12 protein-coding genes are annotated in these 14,274 nt (G+C 59.0%); 8 read left to right on the top strand and 4 right to left on the bottom strand.

The genetic code is table 11. The features are described 5' to 3' along the window. Window positions 1–9 precede the first annotated feature (9 nt). From K0F75_RS05785 to K0F75_RS05750, 8 genes are all read left to right on the top strand, one after another. Complete coding sequence (locus K0F75_RS05785; protein ID WP_219060907.1) at window positions 10–1,464, top strand: alginate O-acetyltransferase; 1,455 nt, start codon at window positions 10–12, stop codon at window positions 1,462–1,464. A gap of 7 nt (window positions 1,465–1,471) precedes the next feature. After that, window positions 1,472–2,599: a mannuronate-specific alginate lyase gene (locus K0F75_RS05780; RefSeq protein WP_219060906.1), complete on the top strand. Its 1,128-nt coding sequence runs from the start codon at window positions 1,472–1,474 to the stop codon at window positions 2,597–2,599. A gap of 158 nt (window positions 2,600–2,757) precedes the next feature. Then, window positions 2,758–4,344 carry an MBOAT family protein gene (locus K0F75_RS05775; protein ID WP_219060905.1) on the top strand — a complete coding sequence of 529 codons (1,587 nt, stop codon included), beginning with the start codon at window positions 2,758–2,760 and terminating at the stop codon, window positions 4,342–4,344. 10 nt (window positions 4,345–4,354) lie between these two features. After that, on the top strand, window positions 4,355–5,530 hold the full coding sequence (locus K0F75_RS05770; RefSeq protein WP_219060904.1) for an alginate O-acetyltransferase: 1,176 nt from the start codon (window positions 4,355–4,357) through the stop codon (window positions 5,528–5,530). A 12-nt stretch (window positions 5,531–5,542) separates the two neighbouring features. Then, a complete protein-coding gene (locus K0F75_RS05765; protein WP_219060903.1) occupies window positions 5,543–6,214 on the top strand; it encodes an alginate O-acetyltransferase AlgF in 672 nt (223 codons plus the stop codon). A 123-nt stretch (window positions 6,215–6,337) separates the two neighbouring features. Further along, entirely contained in the window at window positions 6,338–7,792 is a 1,455-nt protein-coding gene (locus K0F75_RS05760; RefSeq protein ID WP_219060902.1) for a mannose-1-phosphate guanylyltransferase/mannose-6-phosphate isomerase, read from the top strand. A gap of 220 nt (window positions 7,793–8,012) precedes the next feature. Beyond that, window positions 8,013–8,477: a multidrug transporter gene (locus tag K0F75_RS05755; RefSeq protein ID WP_219060901.1), complete on the top strand. Its 465-nt coding sequence runs from the start codon at window positions 8,013–8,015 to the stop codon at window positions 8,475–8,477. Window positions 8,478–8,495: 18 nt separating this feature from the next. Next, window positions 8,496–9,317: an SDR family oxidoreductase gene (locus K0F75_RS05750; protein WP_219060900.1), complete on the top strand. Its 822-nt coding sequence runs from the start codon at window positions 8,496–8,498 to the stop codon at window positions 9,315–9,317. A gap of 25 nt (window positions 9,318–9,342) precedes the next feature. Here K0F75_RS05750 and K0F75_RS05745 read toward each other — a convergent pair whose 3' ends face one another. Genes K0F75_RS05745 through K0F75_RS05730 form a run of 4 tightly spaced genes read right to left on the bottom strand, consistent with a single transcriptional unit; the run spans window position 9,343 to window position 14,136 of the window. After that, entirely contained in the window at window positions 9,343–10,203 is an 861-nt protein-coding gene (locus K0F75_RS05745) for an HlyD family secretion protein (RefSeq protein WP_219060899.1), read from the bottom strand. A 24-nt stretch (window positions 10,204–10,227) separates the two neighbouring features. Next, window positions 10,228–10,428 (bottom strand): DUF1656 domain-containing protein, encoded by a 201-nt coding sequence (locus K0F75_RS05740; protein ID WP_219060898.1) that lies wholly within the window; start codon window positions 10,426–10,428, stop codon window positions 10,228–10,230. Then, the gene (locus K0F75_RS05735; protein ID WP_219060897.1) at window positions 10,418–12,613 is read right to left on the bottom strand and encodes an FUSC family protein; all 2,196 of its coding nucleotides are present in this window, start codon (window positions 12,611–12,613) and stop codon (window positions 10,418–10,420) included. The genes K0F75_RS05740 and K0F75_RS05735 overlap by 11 nt, the downstream gene beginning before the upstream one ends. Next, window positions 12,610–14,136 (bottom strand): efflux transporter outer membrane subunit, encoded by a 1,527-nt coding sequence (locus K0F75_RS05730; protein ID WP_219060896.1) that lies wholly within the window; start codon window positions 14,134–14,136, stop codon window positions 12,610–12,612. Before K0F75_RS05730 ends, K0F75_RS05735 begins: the two co-directional genes overlap by 4 nt. Between the last annotated feature and the right edge of the window lie 138 nt (window positions 14,137–14,274).

Raw genomic sequence — 14,274 nt, 5'->3', positions numbered from 1 at the left:
AACCTATTTATGCATGCTCAATTGATCAAGTTACTCAGCCTCTCGGGCCTCACGGCAGCCATCTTCGCAGCCTCGAGCGGCGTGCGCGCCGATGACGCTCACGCGCCGACGTTCACCGCCGAGCCTTGCTGCAATATTTGCCCGCAGGCGCTGGACGCGAAGAACTACACCACGCGCTATCAGCAGAACTTCACCACGCTGGTACAGGCTCAGGGTGACTGGCTGTTCCGTACCCAGGAAGACCTGCGGACCCAATTCGACACCTCGCCCGAAGGCTATCGGCGCATGAAAGAACTGCACGACGCCTTCAAAAGCAAAGGTATCGAGCTGGTCGTGGTGTACCAACCCACCCGTGGTCTGGTCGATCGTAACAAGCTGTTCCCGGCTGAACTCGCCAAGTACGACTACGAAACAGCGTTGAAAAACTACCAGGCCATGCTCGGCCGTTTCAGCCAGATGGGTTACTGGGTACCCGACCTGTCGCCACTGACCAATGAGCCCTCGACCAAGGACGAACAGGGGCACGACTTCTACTTCCGTGGTGACCAGCACTGGACGCCTTACGGTGCTCAGCGCACGGCGAAAATCGTCGCCGAAAAGGTCAAGCAGGTACCGGGGTTCGCTGATATCCCCAAGCGTGAGTTCGAAAGCCACAAGTCTGGGCGCATGGGCAAGACCGGTACCCTGCACAACATGGCCGCGCAACTGTGCGGCAACACCTACGCGATCCAGTACATGGATCAGTTTGTGACCGAGCCCAAAGGCGAAGCCGCTGACGGCGACCTGTTCGGCGATTCCGGCAACCCGGAAATCACCCTGGTCGGTACCAGCCACAGCGGCAAGAACTACAACTTCTCCGGCTTCCTTGAAGAGTACATCGGCGCAGACGTTCTCAACGTCGCCTTCCCCGGTGGTGGGCTGGAAGGCTCAATGCTGCAATACCTGGGCAGCGAAGACTTCCAGAAGAAACCGCCGAAAATCCTGATCTGGGAATTCTCGCCGTTGTATCGCCTGGACCAAGAGACCATCTACCGGCAGATGATGTCGCTGCTCGACAACGGCTGCGAAGGCAAGACTGCAATCATGAGCCAGAGCGCCACGCTGAAAACCGGGGCCAATGAGCTTCTGGTCAATGGCAAAAACGGCATCAAGGATGTGCGCAACGGCAGTAATCAGGTCGACATCCGCTTCGCCGACACGTCGGTGAAAACCTTGCACGCCACGCTCTGGTACATGAATGGCCGGCATGAAGACCTGAAAATCGAAAAACCGACAACATCCGATACAGACGGGCGTTTCGCCTTTGAACTGCGCGACGACAAGGACTGGGCTGACCAGCAATTGCTCGCCGTGGAAGTACAGGGCCCGGAAGCGGGCGCTGCACCTCAGCAAGTCGAAGCGAAAATATGCAAACGCAACGTGTTCCCACGAGCTGCGCAAAACACCGCGCAAGCCGGGTTATGAGGCCTTTATGCACTCTCGAAAAATGATGCTCCCCACCCTGCTCGCCGTGGCGCTGCTGGCCGCGACCGATGCCGCGTCCGCTGCACAGGCGCTGGTTCCTCCGCAGGGCTACTTCGCCGGTATTGAAAAGGTCAAAACCGGTGACAACAAATTTACGTGCGATGCGATCCCCAAGCCGTACACCGACAAACTGGTGTTTCGCAGCAAATACGAAGGCTCGGACAAGGCCCGTTCGACCCTGAACGAGGTCTCGGAAAAAGCCTTCCGGGACGCCACTGCCGACATCACCAAGCTGGAGCGTGACACCAGCAAAATCGTCATGCAGTACATGCGCGACGGTCGCCCGGAACAGCTCGACTGCGCCTTGAACCTGCTCACTACCTGGGCCAAGGCCGATGCGCTGGAGTCCAAAGACTTTAACCACACCGGCAAGTCGATGCGCAAATGGGCACTGGGCAGCATGTCCGCGTCGTACCTGCGCCTGAAGTTCTCCAACTCGCACCCGTTGGCCGCACATCAGGAGCAAGCGCAAATCATCGAAGCCTGGTTCAGTAAACTGGCCGATCAGGTGGTCAGCGATTGGGACAACCTGCCGATGGACAAGAACAACAACCATACCTACTGGGCTGCCTGGTCGGTGATGGCGACGTCGGTGGTGACCAATCGACGTGATTTGTTCGACTGGTCGGTGAAGGAGTTCCGCGTCGGCGCCAATCAGATCGACAAAGACGGCTTCCTGCCCAACGAGCTCAAGCGCAAACAACGCGCCCTGGCGTATCACAACTACGCCCTGCCACCGATGGCGATGATTGCCAGTTTTGCCCAGGCCAATGGCGTCGATGTACGCCCGGAAAACAACGGTGCATTGCAGCGTCTGGGTGAACGGGTGCTGAGCGGGATCAAGGATGCCGACAGCTTCACCCAGCGCAACGGCGAGAAACAGGACATGACCGATCTCGAGATCGACAGCAAGTTCGCCTGGCTCGAACCCTTCTGCTCGCTCTACACCTGCAAGCCCGAAGTACTGGATCAAAAACACAAGATGGAACCGTTCAAGACCTTCCGTCTTGGCGGCGACCTGACCAAGGTTTTCGATCCGGCGCATGAAAAAGGCAATAAAGGTTCTGGCTCCTGAGGCACCACGAAACCCGTAGGAGCTGACTTGTCTGCGATAAGGTCGGTACGACCTTCAGACAGCAGGGGCAGTAAATTTCATGCAATACACCCCCTGTTTTTGATGGGGGGTTTGGGGGGGCTTAGGCCCTTGACTGTTGAACCAACGGAGGGATAAGGATGGTTTTCTCATCCAATGTGTTTCTGTTCTTGTTCTTGCCGATCTTCCTCGGCTTGTACTACTTGAGCGGACAACGCTACCGCAACTTGCTGTTGCTGATTGCCAGCTACGCGTTCTATGCCTGGTGGCGAGTGGACTTCCTGGCGTTGTTCATCGGCGTGACCCTGTGGAACTACTGGATCGGCCTGAAAGTCGGCGCGGCAGGCGTGCGCACCAAACCGGCACAGCGTTGGCTGTTGCTCGGCGTGGCGGTGGATCTGGGCATCCTTGGTTACTTCAAATACGCCAACTTCGGCGTGGACAGCATCAACGCGATGATGACCTCGGTAGGTCTCGAACCGTTCATCCTGACCCACGTATTGTTGCCGATCGGGATCTCCTTCTACGTCTTCGAGTCGATCAGCTACATCATCGACGTTTACCGTGGCGACACACCGGCCACGCGTAACCTGATCGACTTTGCGGCGTTCGTCGCGATCTTTCCGCACCTGATTGCTGGCCCCGTGTTGCGCTTCCGTGACCTGGCCGACCAATTCAATAACCGCACGCACACCCTGGACAAGTTCTCCGAAGGCGCCACGCGCTTCATGCAGGGCTTCATCAAGAAGGTGTTCATCGCCGACACCCTGGCCGTCGTCGCCGACCATTGCTTCGCCTTGCAGCACCCCACCACCGGGGATGCCTGGCTCGGTGCGCTGGCATACACCGCGCAGCTGTATTTCGACTTCTCCGGCTACAGCGACATGGCCATCGGCCTGGGTCTGATGATGGGCTTCCGCTTCATGGAGAACTTCAAGCAGCCGTACATCAGCCAGTCGATCACCGAGTTCTGGCGGCGCTGGCACATCAGCCTGTCCACCTGGCTGCGTGACTATCTGTACATCACCCTGGGCGGCAACCGTGGCGGCACCTTGACCACCTACCGCAACCTGTTCCTGACCATGCTGCTCGGTGGTCTGTGGCACGGTGCGAACATCACCTACATCGTCTGGGGCGCCTGGCACGGCATGTGGCTGGCGATCGAAAAGGCCTTGGGCCTGAACACCAATCAGCGCAGCTTCAACCCGATCCGTTGGGCACTGACCTTCCTCCTGGTGATCATGGGCTGGGTTATTTTCCGCTCGGAAAACCTGCACGTTGCCGCACGGATGTACGGCGCGATGTTCAGCTTCAGCGAATGGCAACTGTCGGAACTCAACAGCGCCAGCCTCACCGGCCTGCAAGTGGCAACACTGATCGTGGCGTACATGACACTGGCGTTCTTCGGTCTACGTGACTTCTACGCCAACCGACCTAAAGCCGACGCGATCAAGGGTGCAAAACCTGCTGCCAGCGAAGAGAGCACCGAGGCCAACGGTCCCGCAACCGCTCAACCGGGCATGATCAAAGCAGTCCCTGGCGATCAGCCGAACAGCATTCACCTGCCGGGTTACACCGTCGGCACCGACGCTCAGGTACAGCCTGCGTTCTGGGTCGCCGACTGGCCACGTTATGCAATGCGCACCTTGGTGTTGCTGTTGTTCGTGGCATCGATCCTCAAGCTCTCGGCGCAAAGTTTCTCGCCGTTCCTTTACTTCCAGTTTTGAGGAGCCTGACATGACCCGATCATTACGCATCCTCTACATCGTCCTGTTCCTTGCCATCCTGCTCGCGTTGGGTGTGTGGTCGCTGCGCAGTTTCGGCAGCTTCTCGACCTCCGCCGAGACCACCGTGCTCAACGGGCGCTGGACCAAAGCGGCGGAGACTCATTACGACGATGAGTTTCCGATCAAACGCCTGGGCACCAACCTCTGGGCCGCGCTGGACTTCAAGCTGTTCAACGAAGGCCGTCCCGGTGTCGTGCTGGGCCGCGATCAGTGGCTGTACAGCGATGAAGAATTCAACCCCGTGGTCAATGGCGAGCAGAACGAAGCCGACAACCTCGCGCTGATTCAAGGGGTACGCGACACCCTGAAAAAACAGGGCACGCAGTTGGTATTGGCCATCGTGCCGGCAAAAACCCGGCTGTACCCTGAGCACATCGGCGACAACACCCCGGCCACGCTGCACGCCGATTTGTATCAGCAGTTCCATGCCCAGGTGGCGAAGGCCGGCATTATTGCCCCTGACCTGCTGACGCCGCTGCAGAGCGCAAAACAGAACGGCGCCGTGTTCCTGCGGACCGACACGCACTGGACGCCGATGGGTGCCGAAGTCGTCGCTCAACAGCTAGGCACTGTCATCAGCAAGGAAACGCCATTGAGCGGCGAGCCTGAAAAGTTCGTCACCGAAGCCAAAGAGACCGCGCCGTACAAGGGTGACCTGACCAGCTTCCTGCCACTGGACCCGCTGTTCAGCAACCTGTTGCCTAAACCGGATCAGTTGCAACAACGCAGCACTAATCCGGCCCAGGCCGAGGCTAACGGCGGCGATGCCCTGTTCGCGGACAGCGAAGTCGCGGTGGGACTGGTCGGCACCAGCTACAGCGCCAACCCGAACTGGAACTTCCTGGGCGCCTTGAAACAAGCGCTGCACAGCGACGTGGTCAATTACGCCGAAGACGGTCATGGCCCGATTCTGCCGATGCTCAAATACCTGCAAACCGATGCTTTCAAGAACAGCCCACCACAAGTGCTGATCTGGGAGTTCCCGGAACGTTATCTGCCTGCCCACAACGACCTTGGCGAGTTCGATCCCCACTGGATCGCAGAACTTAAACAAGCGCGTGACCCGCAACAAAATCTGGCGCTTAACGCCAACAAATCCGAGTCGCCCAACCGGGCGCAAAACTGAGAGGAACATCTCATGACCTTACAGACCACTCCAAATCGTTTTGCAAAAAAAAGCCTGTTGAAAACCTGCGCACTGGTTGCAGGCCTCGGCTTGTTCTCCGTGCAAGCCTTCGCCGGTGGCGACGCTGCGCTCTACGGCCCGACGGCCCCTAAAGGCTCGACCTTCGTCCGGGTCTACAACGCCAGCAACGCGGAAATCAGCGCCAGCGTCGGCAACACCAGCCTCAACGAAATCGCACCGTTGGCCAGCAGCGCCTTCAGCTTCATGCCCCAGGGCGACTACAGCGCCAAGGTTGGCAGCCAGACCGTGCCGGTGAAACTGGCCAGTGATCACTATTACACCCTGGTCAGCAACACCAGCGGCACCCCACAACTGGTGGAAGAGCCGCCGTTCAAGAACAAACAGAAATCCCTGGTTCGCGTGCAGAACCTTACCGACAAAGCGCTGACCCTGAAAACCGCCGATGGCAAGACTGATGTCATCCCGGCCGTCGCCGCCAAAGGCCGTGGTGACCGTGAAATCAACCCGGTGAAAGTCAGCCTGGCGCTGTTCGACGGCGACAAGAAAGTCAGCGATCTAAAACCGATTGCCCTGGAACGTGGTGAAGCCGCCGTTCTGTATATCACCGGCAGCGGCAGCAACTTGTCGCCGGTCTGGGTCAAACCCCCAGTCGCCACGCGCTAACCCATTGAGACAGCCGGTCCTGGGCTCCGTAGCCAAGAGAGGACCGGTTGTCACGGAACAAAAACAAGACTGAAACGACAGAAAACGACGTACAGCCTTTTTGAAGACTTTTGGAGAAATAAAATGATTCCAGTAATCTTGTCAGGTGGTAGCGGTTCAAGACTCTGGCCGCTTTCGCGCAAACAGTTCCCTAAACAGTTCCTGGCTTTGACCGGCGAGCACACCCTGTTCCAGCAAACCCTCGAGCGCCTGCAGTTCGACGGCATGCAGGACCCTATCGTGGTCTGCAACAAGGACCACCGCTTCATCGTTACAGAGCAACTGGACACCTTGAAGCTGGCGACCCAGGCCATCCTGCTCGAGCCCTTCGGCCGCAACACCGCACCGGCCGTCGCGATCACCGCAATGATGCTGCTCAGTGATGGCCGTGATGAATTGATGCTGGTGCTCCCGGCCGACCACGTCATCGACGATCAAAAAGCCCTGCAACGCGCCCTCGCCCTGGCCACCGTCGCGGCTGAGCGCGGCGAAATGGTGCTGTTCGGCGTACCGGCAACCAAGCCTGAAACTGGCTATGGCTACATCAAGTCGACCCACGATGCGCTGCTGCCAGAAGGTGTGAGCCGCGTTTCGCACTTCGTCGAAAAACCTGACGAAAAGCGCGCCACCGAGTTCGTCAAGGCGGGCGGTTATTTCTGGAACAGCGGCATGTTCCTGTTCCGTGCAAGCCGTTACCTCGAAGAGCTGAAAAAGCACGACGCGGACATCTACGACACCTGCATGCTGGCCCTCGAACGCAGCATTCACGACGGCGACAACATCGACATTGATGCCGCCACCTTCGCCTGCTGCCCGGACAACTCCATCGACTACGCAGTGATGGAAAAAACCCAGCGCGCCTGCGTGGTTCCGCTCACCGCTGGCTGGAATGATGTCGGCTGCTGGTCATCGCTGTGGGACGTGCAGGAAAAAGACGCTCACGGCAACGTTGCCAAAGGCGATGTGGTGATCCAGGACAGCCGCAACTGCATGATCCATGGCAACGGCAAACTGGTCTCGGTCATTGGCCTGGACAATATCGTCGTGGTCGAAACCAAAGACGCGATGATGATTGCCCACAAGGACAAGGTTCAGGGCGTCAAGCAGATGGTCAACACCCTCAACGAACAGGGCCGCAGCGAAACCCAGAACCACTGTGAGGTTTACCGACCTTGGGGTTCCTACGATTCGGTGGACATGGGTGGCCGGTTCCAGGTCAAGCACATCTCGGTTAAACCGGGCGCTTGCCTGTCCCTGCAGATGCACCACCACCGTGCCGAACACTGGATCGTCGTCTCCGGCACCGCCGAAGTGACCTGCGATGAAAACGTGTTCCTGCTGACCGAAAACCAATCCACTTACATCCCGATTGCCTCGGTCCATCGCTTGAGAAACCCGGGCAAGATCCCGTTGGAAATCATTGAAGTCCAGTCCGGCAGCTACCTGGGCGAAGACGACATTGAGCGTTTCGAAGACGTCTACGGGCGTTCCAACAACGTGGTGGAAATGGGCATAAAGACCAAGACCATCGCACGCTGATACGGCTTAAGCCGTAACGTTCCAGCCTCCGTAAACCCTCTGCGTATTTCCCATCCGCAGAGGGTTTACGGGGGCTTTTTCATGTCAGTCACATCACCCTCAGTTATTGATATTTTTGGTCGTGCGGCAGCGTATTCATTCGCGAAGGCGTCAGTGCCGCAATACAAAACCTGAAGCTAACGCTACGATGCCCACATCTGTGTGACCAAGGTATCCCTCCATGCTGATCGGCATTGCGCTCATCCTCACCTGGTTAATTCTGCTCTTGCGTTACCCCGCCAAAGCGTTGCCGGTGTCATTGGCGGCTGTGTTGGGTTTGGGGAGCGTGGCGGCGTGGGTGGTGTGGCAGGACAGCCGTGAAACGCGACGGTTGGAGCATCTGGAGTTGCGATTGACTTATTTGCCGCAACAATGCCCGCCTGACCGTCCGCTACAGATCCAGTTACACAATGGCAATGACGTGCCACTGCTCTCCCTGCAGTGGCGTGTTGCGGCTTATATGCCGGGGGACACGGTCAACCTGGCCGATAACGTCTACGCGGCACCTCGCTATCGCGGTCCTGGCGAATTGCAGGCCGGTGGCGATTGGCAAGACTGCTTACCCCTGCCGCCGCTGCGTCCGGATTACCGTGCGCAGACCGTGGAGTTTCGTGCCGAGCACTTACAAGGCAGTTTCTCGGACTAGGTCCTTTAAGGAAAATACATGCCCATCGCCCTTATCACCGGTTGTTCCAGCGGCATTGGCCGCGCACTGGCGGAGGCCTTCAAAGCCGCTGGCTACCAAGTCTGGGCCACCGCCCGCAAAACCGAAGATGTCGCTGCGTTGCAGGCGGCCGGGTTTACCGCTGTGGAACTGGACGTCAACGATAGCCCGGCGCTTGAGCGATTGGCTGGACAGCTCGAGCAACAAGGCGGCCTTGATGTGCTGATCAATAATGCCGGTTACGGCGCCATGGGGCCGTTGCTCGATGGTGGCGTGGAGGCCATGCGCCGACAGTTCGACACCAATGTATTCGCAGTGGTCGGCGTCACGCGTGCGCTGTTTCCGTTATTGCGCCGCAGCAAAGGGCTGGTGGTGAATATCGGCAGTGTTTCGGGGGTGCTGGTCACGCCGTTTGCGGGCGCTTATTGCGCGTCTAAAGCCGCCGTGCATGCGCTGAGCGATGCCCTGCGTCTGGAGCTGGCGCCGTTCGGCATCAAACTAATGGAAGTGCAGCCCGGCGCCATCGCCTCCAGCTTCGCCAATAACGCCAGCCGCGAAGCCGAACAGTTGATCGGTGAGTCCTCGCCCTGGTGGCCGCTGCGCGACGCTATTCGCGCCCGGGCCAACGCGTCACAAGGCAACCCGACCCCCGCCGCCGACTTCGCCCGCGACCTGCTCAAGGCCGTGTCGCAAGACAACCCGCCGCGCTTGCTACGGTTGGGTAATGGCAGCAGGGCCATGCCGCTGATGGCGTGGCTGCTGCCTAAAGGTGTGTTGGACTATGCGTTGAAAAAGCGCTTTGGATTGCGTGGCACATTGTAGGCGTTGTATCCATCACCGCTGATGATCAGTGGTCCTCTGGGTTCACAATCACGGTGCAGGTAATCCCTGCCGCCAACACCACACCTTCTGGCACCTGGTCCAGGTGGATGCGCACGGGCACACGCTGCGCCAGGCGCACCCAGTTGAAGGTCGGGTTGACGTCGGCGGTCAGTTCGCGGCTTTGCGGGTTGTCCCGGTCATAGATGCCACGGGCGATGCTTTCGACGTGGCCCTTCAGCACTTCGCCGCTCATCAGCTGCATGTCGGCCGGATCACCGACGCGAACATGCGGCAGTTTATTCTCTTCAAAGTAGCCGTACACCCAGAACGAGTTCTTGTCGACCACGGCCATTTTTGCTTCGCCGATCCGCGCATAGTCGCCACGGTGCACGTTGAGGTTGGTGACGTAGCCATCTACCGCAGACAGCACCTTGGTGCGTTTGAGGTTGAGCTCGGCGGCGTCCAGTTGCGCCTGAGCAAGCTCATAGTCGGCAAGCGTCGAGCTGGCGATATTGCTCGCATCGTCACGGCTTTCGCTGGAAATCACCAGGCTGTCCATGTCCGCGCGACGCTTGGCATTCAGCTTGCGCATCTCCCACGTTGCCTTGCGTGAAGCCACCAACGCCTGCGCCTGTTTGACGGCAATCTCGTAATGCTCTGGGTCGATCTGCATCAGCACATCGCCCTTCTTCACCAGTTGGTTGTCGCGCACCGGTACATCCACCACCACCCCGGAGACATCGGCAGCGACGTTGATCACATCGGCGCGCACCCGACCATCGCGGGTCCAGGGCGTGTCCATGTAATTAATCCACAGGGTGCGACCGATCCACAGAGCCAGGGCCAGAACCAACAAGGTAGCAATCAGACTGAAGAGCTTTTTCATCCAGGGTTTCTCAAAAAAAGTGCATCAACGGTAAACAGTGAGCGCCAGAGCGCCAAAGATGCAGGTAAACACGCACAGACGCAGCAGCGCCGGATGCCAGAAAAATCGATACAGATCGAGCTCGGACAAGAGCCGACCCAAGGTCCAGGCAATGACCGCCGCGATCAGGAACATCAAGGTCATTGTCGGCATATAGACGCCGTGGAAGGCGATTTCACGAGGCATGGATCAGTCCTTGTGGCTTGCGTAACGGGGCATACGCGGCCAGGGGAGATTGCGGATCAAGCAGCGAAGTGCGGATAAAGTGCAAGTAACTCTGGACGCGCCGCAAGACCGACGTGTCGAAGTGCCGGGCAAAGGGTTCATCGGTGGCCTGCACCCGACTGATCGCATGGTCGACGGCGATCAGGGCACGCTCCAGGTTGCTGTGGTTGGGCTGCAGAAACAAGCGGATGAGCGAGCGTCCCATCACCCGGATTGCCAGACGCCAGGACTGTGATTCGGCATAGCACGGGTGCACCGGCATGATTGACTGTTCACGACGCAGTTCGATGATGGCGTGACCGACCTCAAGCACCACGAACATCCAGCGTAACAGATTGCGTTGAACCTCCGGTTGCCCCGCCGCCAGGCCGTAAGCTTGATGCAGCAGGTCACGGGTACGGCTTTCGAAGCTCGACCCTAAACCGCGCAACGGCGCGCTGATGGCGTACAACACCTGCTGACGCAAGTCCTGTTCAAGCCTGCTCCACATCCAACGGCTGTTGGGCGGCAAAATAATTGCACCCGCCGCGGCGCAGACCAGCATGCCGAGCACCATGCCGATGTAGTCGTTGATGAACCCGTAGGGGTTGTAGATCGTCAGGTTGTCAGGCACCGAGCCGGTGCTGAAAAAAATCAACAACCCCAAGCCATAGCCCGCCAATTGGGGACGCGAGGAGAGGAACGAGCCGAGCACCAACACCGGGGCAAGCACCAGGCACAGCAAGGGGAATCCATCGATGAACGGGTACACGAAAAACATCTCGATGAAGCCTAATATGGCGCCCAGAAACGTACCGCAAGCCATCTGAAAGGCCATGCGCTTGGGGTTCGCCGACGAGGCTGAAAGGCCGATGGTGGCGGCGGCGACCAAGGTCATGATGGAGCCACTCGGCCATGCCGTGGCGACCCAATAGCTGCCCAGCACCAGAAGGACGAACGAAGCTCGAACACCGGCGGCGAGAGCGGCCATCCAGTTCGTCTGAGAGGTAAACGGTTCATCCCACTGTTCACGGACATGGTTGTGATCGGCCAGCGAGGCATGGGTCTGGGCGTAACCGTGCATGTCATCGACAAAGCGATAAAGCAGCTCATAGGCCGTGTGAAAATCCAGCAGATCCGCCTCAGCTGGTTGAGTCTCGACCAGCGCCGCACGCAGACTCCGCACCCGCTCCGGCAGCCCCTCTTTAAACGCCGCCAATCGCTCGGCCAATCGCGCCGCGTCGGCATCGGTCAAAGGACGTCCAGAGAAAGCCTCAAGCAAATCGGCGAGTGCCATCAACCCCGGCTCGATGGCGCTGATCACCTGAGCTGCTTCTCGACTGCGCAAGCGTTCAAGCAGTTGGTGCAAGGCATTGAAGCGCGTGGTGATGGCCATGAACTCACTGTTCAAGCGATTGAGCCGGCCGTTGCGCCGACGCATGTGCGGGTCTTCGAACACGGTTACACTGCGCAACCCTTCCAGGCCGATCGCTTCGGCGATGAAACGCACATTACCGGCCTCGAACGCGCCCGATTCATTACCCACCCGCAAACCATGGGCCACGAACCCGGCGAACACGCCAAAGCGCAGGTACAGTGCGTTGCGCATCGCAGCACTGGCGGTTTGCGGCAAAATTGCGACACTGACCAGTGTCGAGCACAGGATGCCCAAGGAGATTTCCAGTACCCGCCACATGGCCGCCATGAACGCCCCATCCGGGTGTGCCAGGGCAGGCAGGCCGACCATGGCAGCGGTATAACCGGCCAGAACAAACCCGTAGGCCCGGAAGTTTCGGTTACGCGCGGCACCGGCCGAACAAATGCCCACCCAGATCGCCAGGCTGACTAGAAACAACTCAGTGTCCTGAGCGAACAAGGCGATCAGGGCGACCATCACCGCCGAACCGGTCAACGTCCCCAGGAAGCGGTAAAAACTCTTGGCCAGGACTTGCCCGTTCTGCCGCTGCATCACAATGAACACAGTGATCATCGCGGTGCGGGGTTGTGGCAACTCCAGACGCATGGCCAGCCACAAGGTCAAGAACGCGGCGAACAGCACCTTGAAGATGTAGACCCAGGTCACGCCATCGCTGCGCGCCCACTCAAAAAAACCGCGACGCCATTCCAACGAGCCCAACCAACGCACGGGTGCATACAGAGGGGTCATGGTCGACTCATCATGTGATCCAACGCTTCAAGGGCCGCAGGGGGTTTGCTGGGCGCGGTTTTCTTCTCGTCAGGCGCATCGGCACCTGCCGACAGGCCACCACCCAGCGCAACCACCAACGCGGCGTGAGCGGTCAGGCGTGCAGCCTGGACCTGCTGCTGAATTTCCTGCTGGTGAAACAATAAGGTCTGGGCGTTAAGCACGTTCAGATAATCGGTCAGACCGCGCTTATAGGCAACCAACGCGATGTCATACGTCTTCTGCGCCGACGCCACCGACTCAGCGGTGAACACTTGTTGCTTGTCCATCGAGGCACGGCGGATCAATTGGTCGGAGATATCTTTGAGCGCATTGATCAGCGTCTGGTTGTACTGCGCCACGGCCACATCATACCCGGCCGACGCTTCACCCAGCTCTGCACGCAAACGCCCGCCGTCGAAGATCGGCAACGTAATCGCCGGGCCTACGCTGTAGTTGAATTTATTGCCTGAGAGAAACGACAGCATGCCGCCGCCAGTCGCCATGAAGCCGAGGCTGCCGACCAGATCGACGTTGGGGTAAAAGCCGGCATGCGCGACATCGATGCCACGCGCCTGGGCCGCAACCCTCCAGCGGCTGGCGACCACGTCCGGGCGCTGCCCGAGCAGTTCAGCCGGCAACGCCGACGGCAGTTTCAACGCAGTCTGCAATGACAGGGTTGGCCGCTGTAACTTCGCGCCCTCCCCCGGGCCCTTGCCTGCCAGCGCCGCGAGCTGATTGCGACTCAGGTCGATAGCCTCGTCCAGCGCATCGATTTGCCGATGGGTTTCCGGCAGCGGTGTTTCCGCCTGGCTGACTTCGAAATGAGTGCCGATCCCGCCGTTCAGGCGTCGTTGCGCCAGATCGAGGATCTGCTGCTGTTGGGCCAGCGTCGCTTCAACGATGTCGCGCTGTGCGTAATTCAACGACAGCTGAATATAGGCACGGACGATGTTGTTCTGCAGTTCGAGTTGCGCCAGGCGTGATTCGGCGGCACTCATGTGCGCCAGGTCAAGCGCCTGTTCGGTGGTATTACTTTCCCGGCCCCACAGGTCGAGGGAGTAACTCAGGCCCAGCGAGGCATTGTTGTCCCACGTGCTAGTGTTGGCCAACGCGCCTGGACCGTAGAACTGATCGGTAGGCCAGTTATGGCGTTTGAGGGTAGAGTCGCCATTGACATGCAACGACTCGGCAGACTCGGCGATACCGGCCATGGCCTTGGCCTGACGTACGCGGGCGGCGGCCATCGCAAGGCTCGGACTGCCTTGGGCGGCAAGCTCGATCCAGCGGTCAAGCTGCTCATCACTGTAGGCGCGCCACCACTGGGCAGCGGGCCAATGAGCATCTTTGGCAGCACTTTGGATCGCTTCGTCCGTGGCCAAGGTGTTGGCCGGCAATGAATGGTCTTGAGGGGCAATCCCCCCAGTCCCGATGCAGCCGCCTATTGCCAGGGATAAAGACAAAACACTGAGGAGCTTAAGCCCTCTGATCATGCGACGCGGCACAGCTGCGAATTCCCGACTTAGGTGAAATAGCGTGAAGACAACGATTCTAGGCGGCAGTCAGGGCGGCGATAAGCCGAGGGAAGTGTGATTCTTTGTTACCGAACGCGCGATAATCCATTGGTCTGACTCACACGCAAC

Origin of the sequence: Pseudomonas sp. UMAB-08 (assembly GCF_900095225.1) — a bacterium.
GTDB lineage: Bacteria > Pseudomonadota > Gammaproteobacteria > Pseudomonadales > Pseudomonadaceae > Aquipseudomonas.
The sequence above is the reverse complement of the archived record's forward strand: the minus strand, read 5'-3'. Positions and strand labels throughout refer to the sequence as shown.

Excerpts from the sequence above, each read along its gene's own strand:
- K0F75_RS05745 (WP_219060899.1), bottom strand. The coding sequence starts at position 10,203 with ATGAAAAAGCTCTTCAGTCTGATTGCTACCTTGTTGGTTCTGGCCCTG.
- K0F75_RS05750 (WP_219060900.1), top strand. The coding sequence starts at position 8,496 with ATGCCCATCGCCCTTATCACCGGTTGTTCCAGCGGCATTGGCCGCGCA.
- K0F75_RS05775 (WP_219060905.1), top strand. The coding sequence starts at position 2,758 with ATGGTTTTCTCATCCAATGTGTTTCTGTTCTTGTTCTTGCCGATCTTC.
- K0F75_RS05740 (WP_219060898.1), bottom strand. The coding sequence starts at position 10,428 with ATGCCTCGTGAAATCGCCTTCCACGGCGTCTATATGCCGACAATGACC.
- K0F75_RS05785 (WP_219060907.1), top strand. The coding sequence starts at position 10 with ATGCATGCTCAATTGATCAAGTTACTCAGCCTCTCGGGCCTCACGGCA.
- K0F75_RS05780 (WP_219060906.1), top strand. The coding sequence starts at position 1,472 with ATGCACTCTCGAAAAATGATGCTCCCCACCCTGCTCGCCGTGGCGCTG.
- K0F75_RS05770 (WP_219060904.1), top strand. The coding sequence starts at position 4,355 with ATGACCCGATCATTACGCATCCTCTACATCGTCCTGTTCCTTGCCATC.
- K0F75_RS05755 (WP_219060901.1), top strand. The coding sequence starts at position 8,013 with ATGCTGATCGGCATTGCGCTCATCCTCACCTGGTTAATTCTGCTCTTG.
- K0F75_RS05735 (WP_219060897.1), bottom strand. The coding sequence starts at position 12,613 with ATGACCCCTCTGTATGCACCCGTGCGTTGGTTGGGCTCGTTGGAATGG.
- K0F75_RS05760 (WP_219060902.1), top strand. The coding sequence starts at position 6,338 with ATGATTCCAGTAATCTTGTCAGGTGGTAGCGGTTCAAGACTCTGGCCG.
- K0F75_RS05765 (WP_219060903.1), top strand. The coding sequence starts at position 5,543 with ATGACCTTACAGACCACTCCAAATCGTTTTGCAAAAAAAAGCCTGTTG.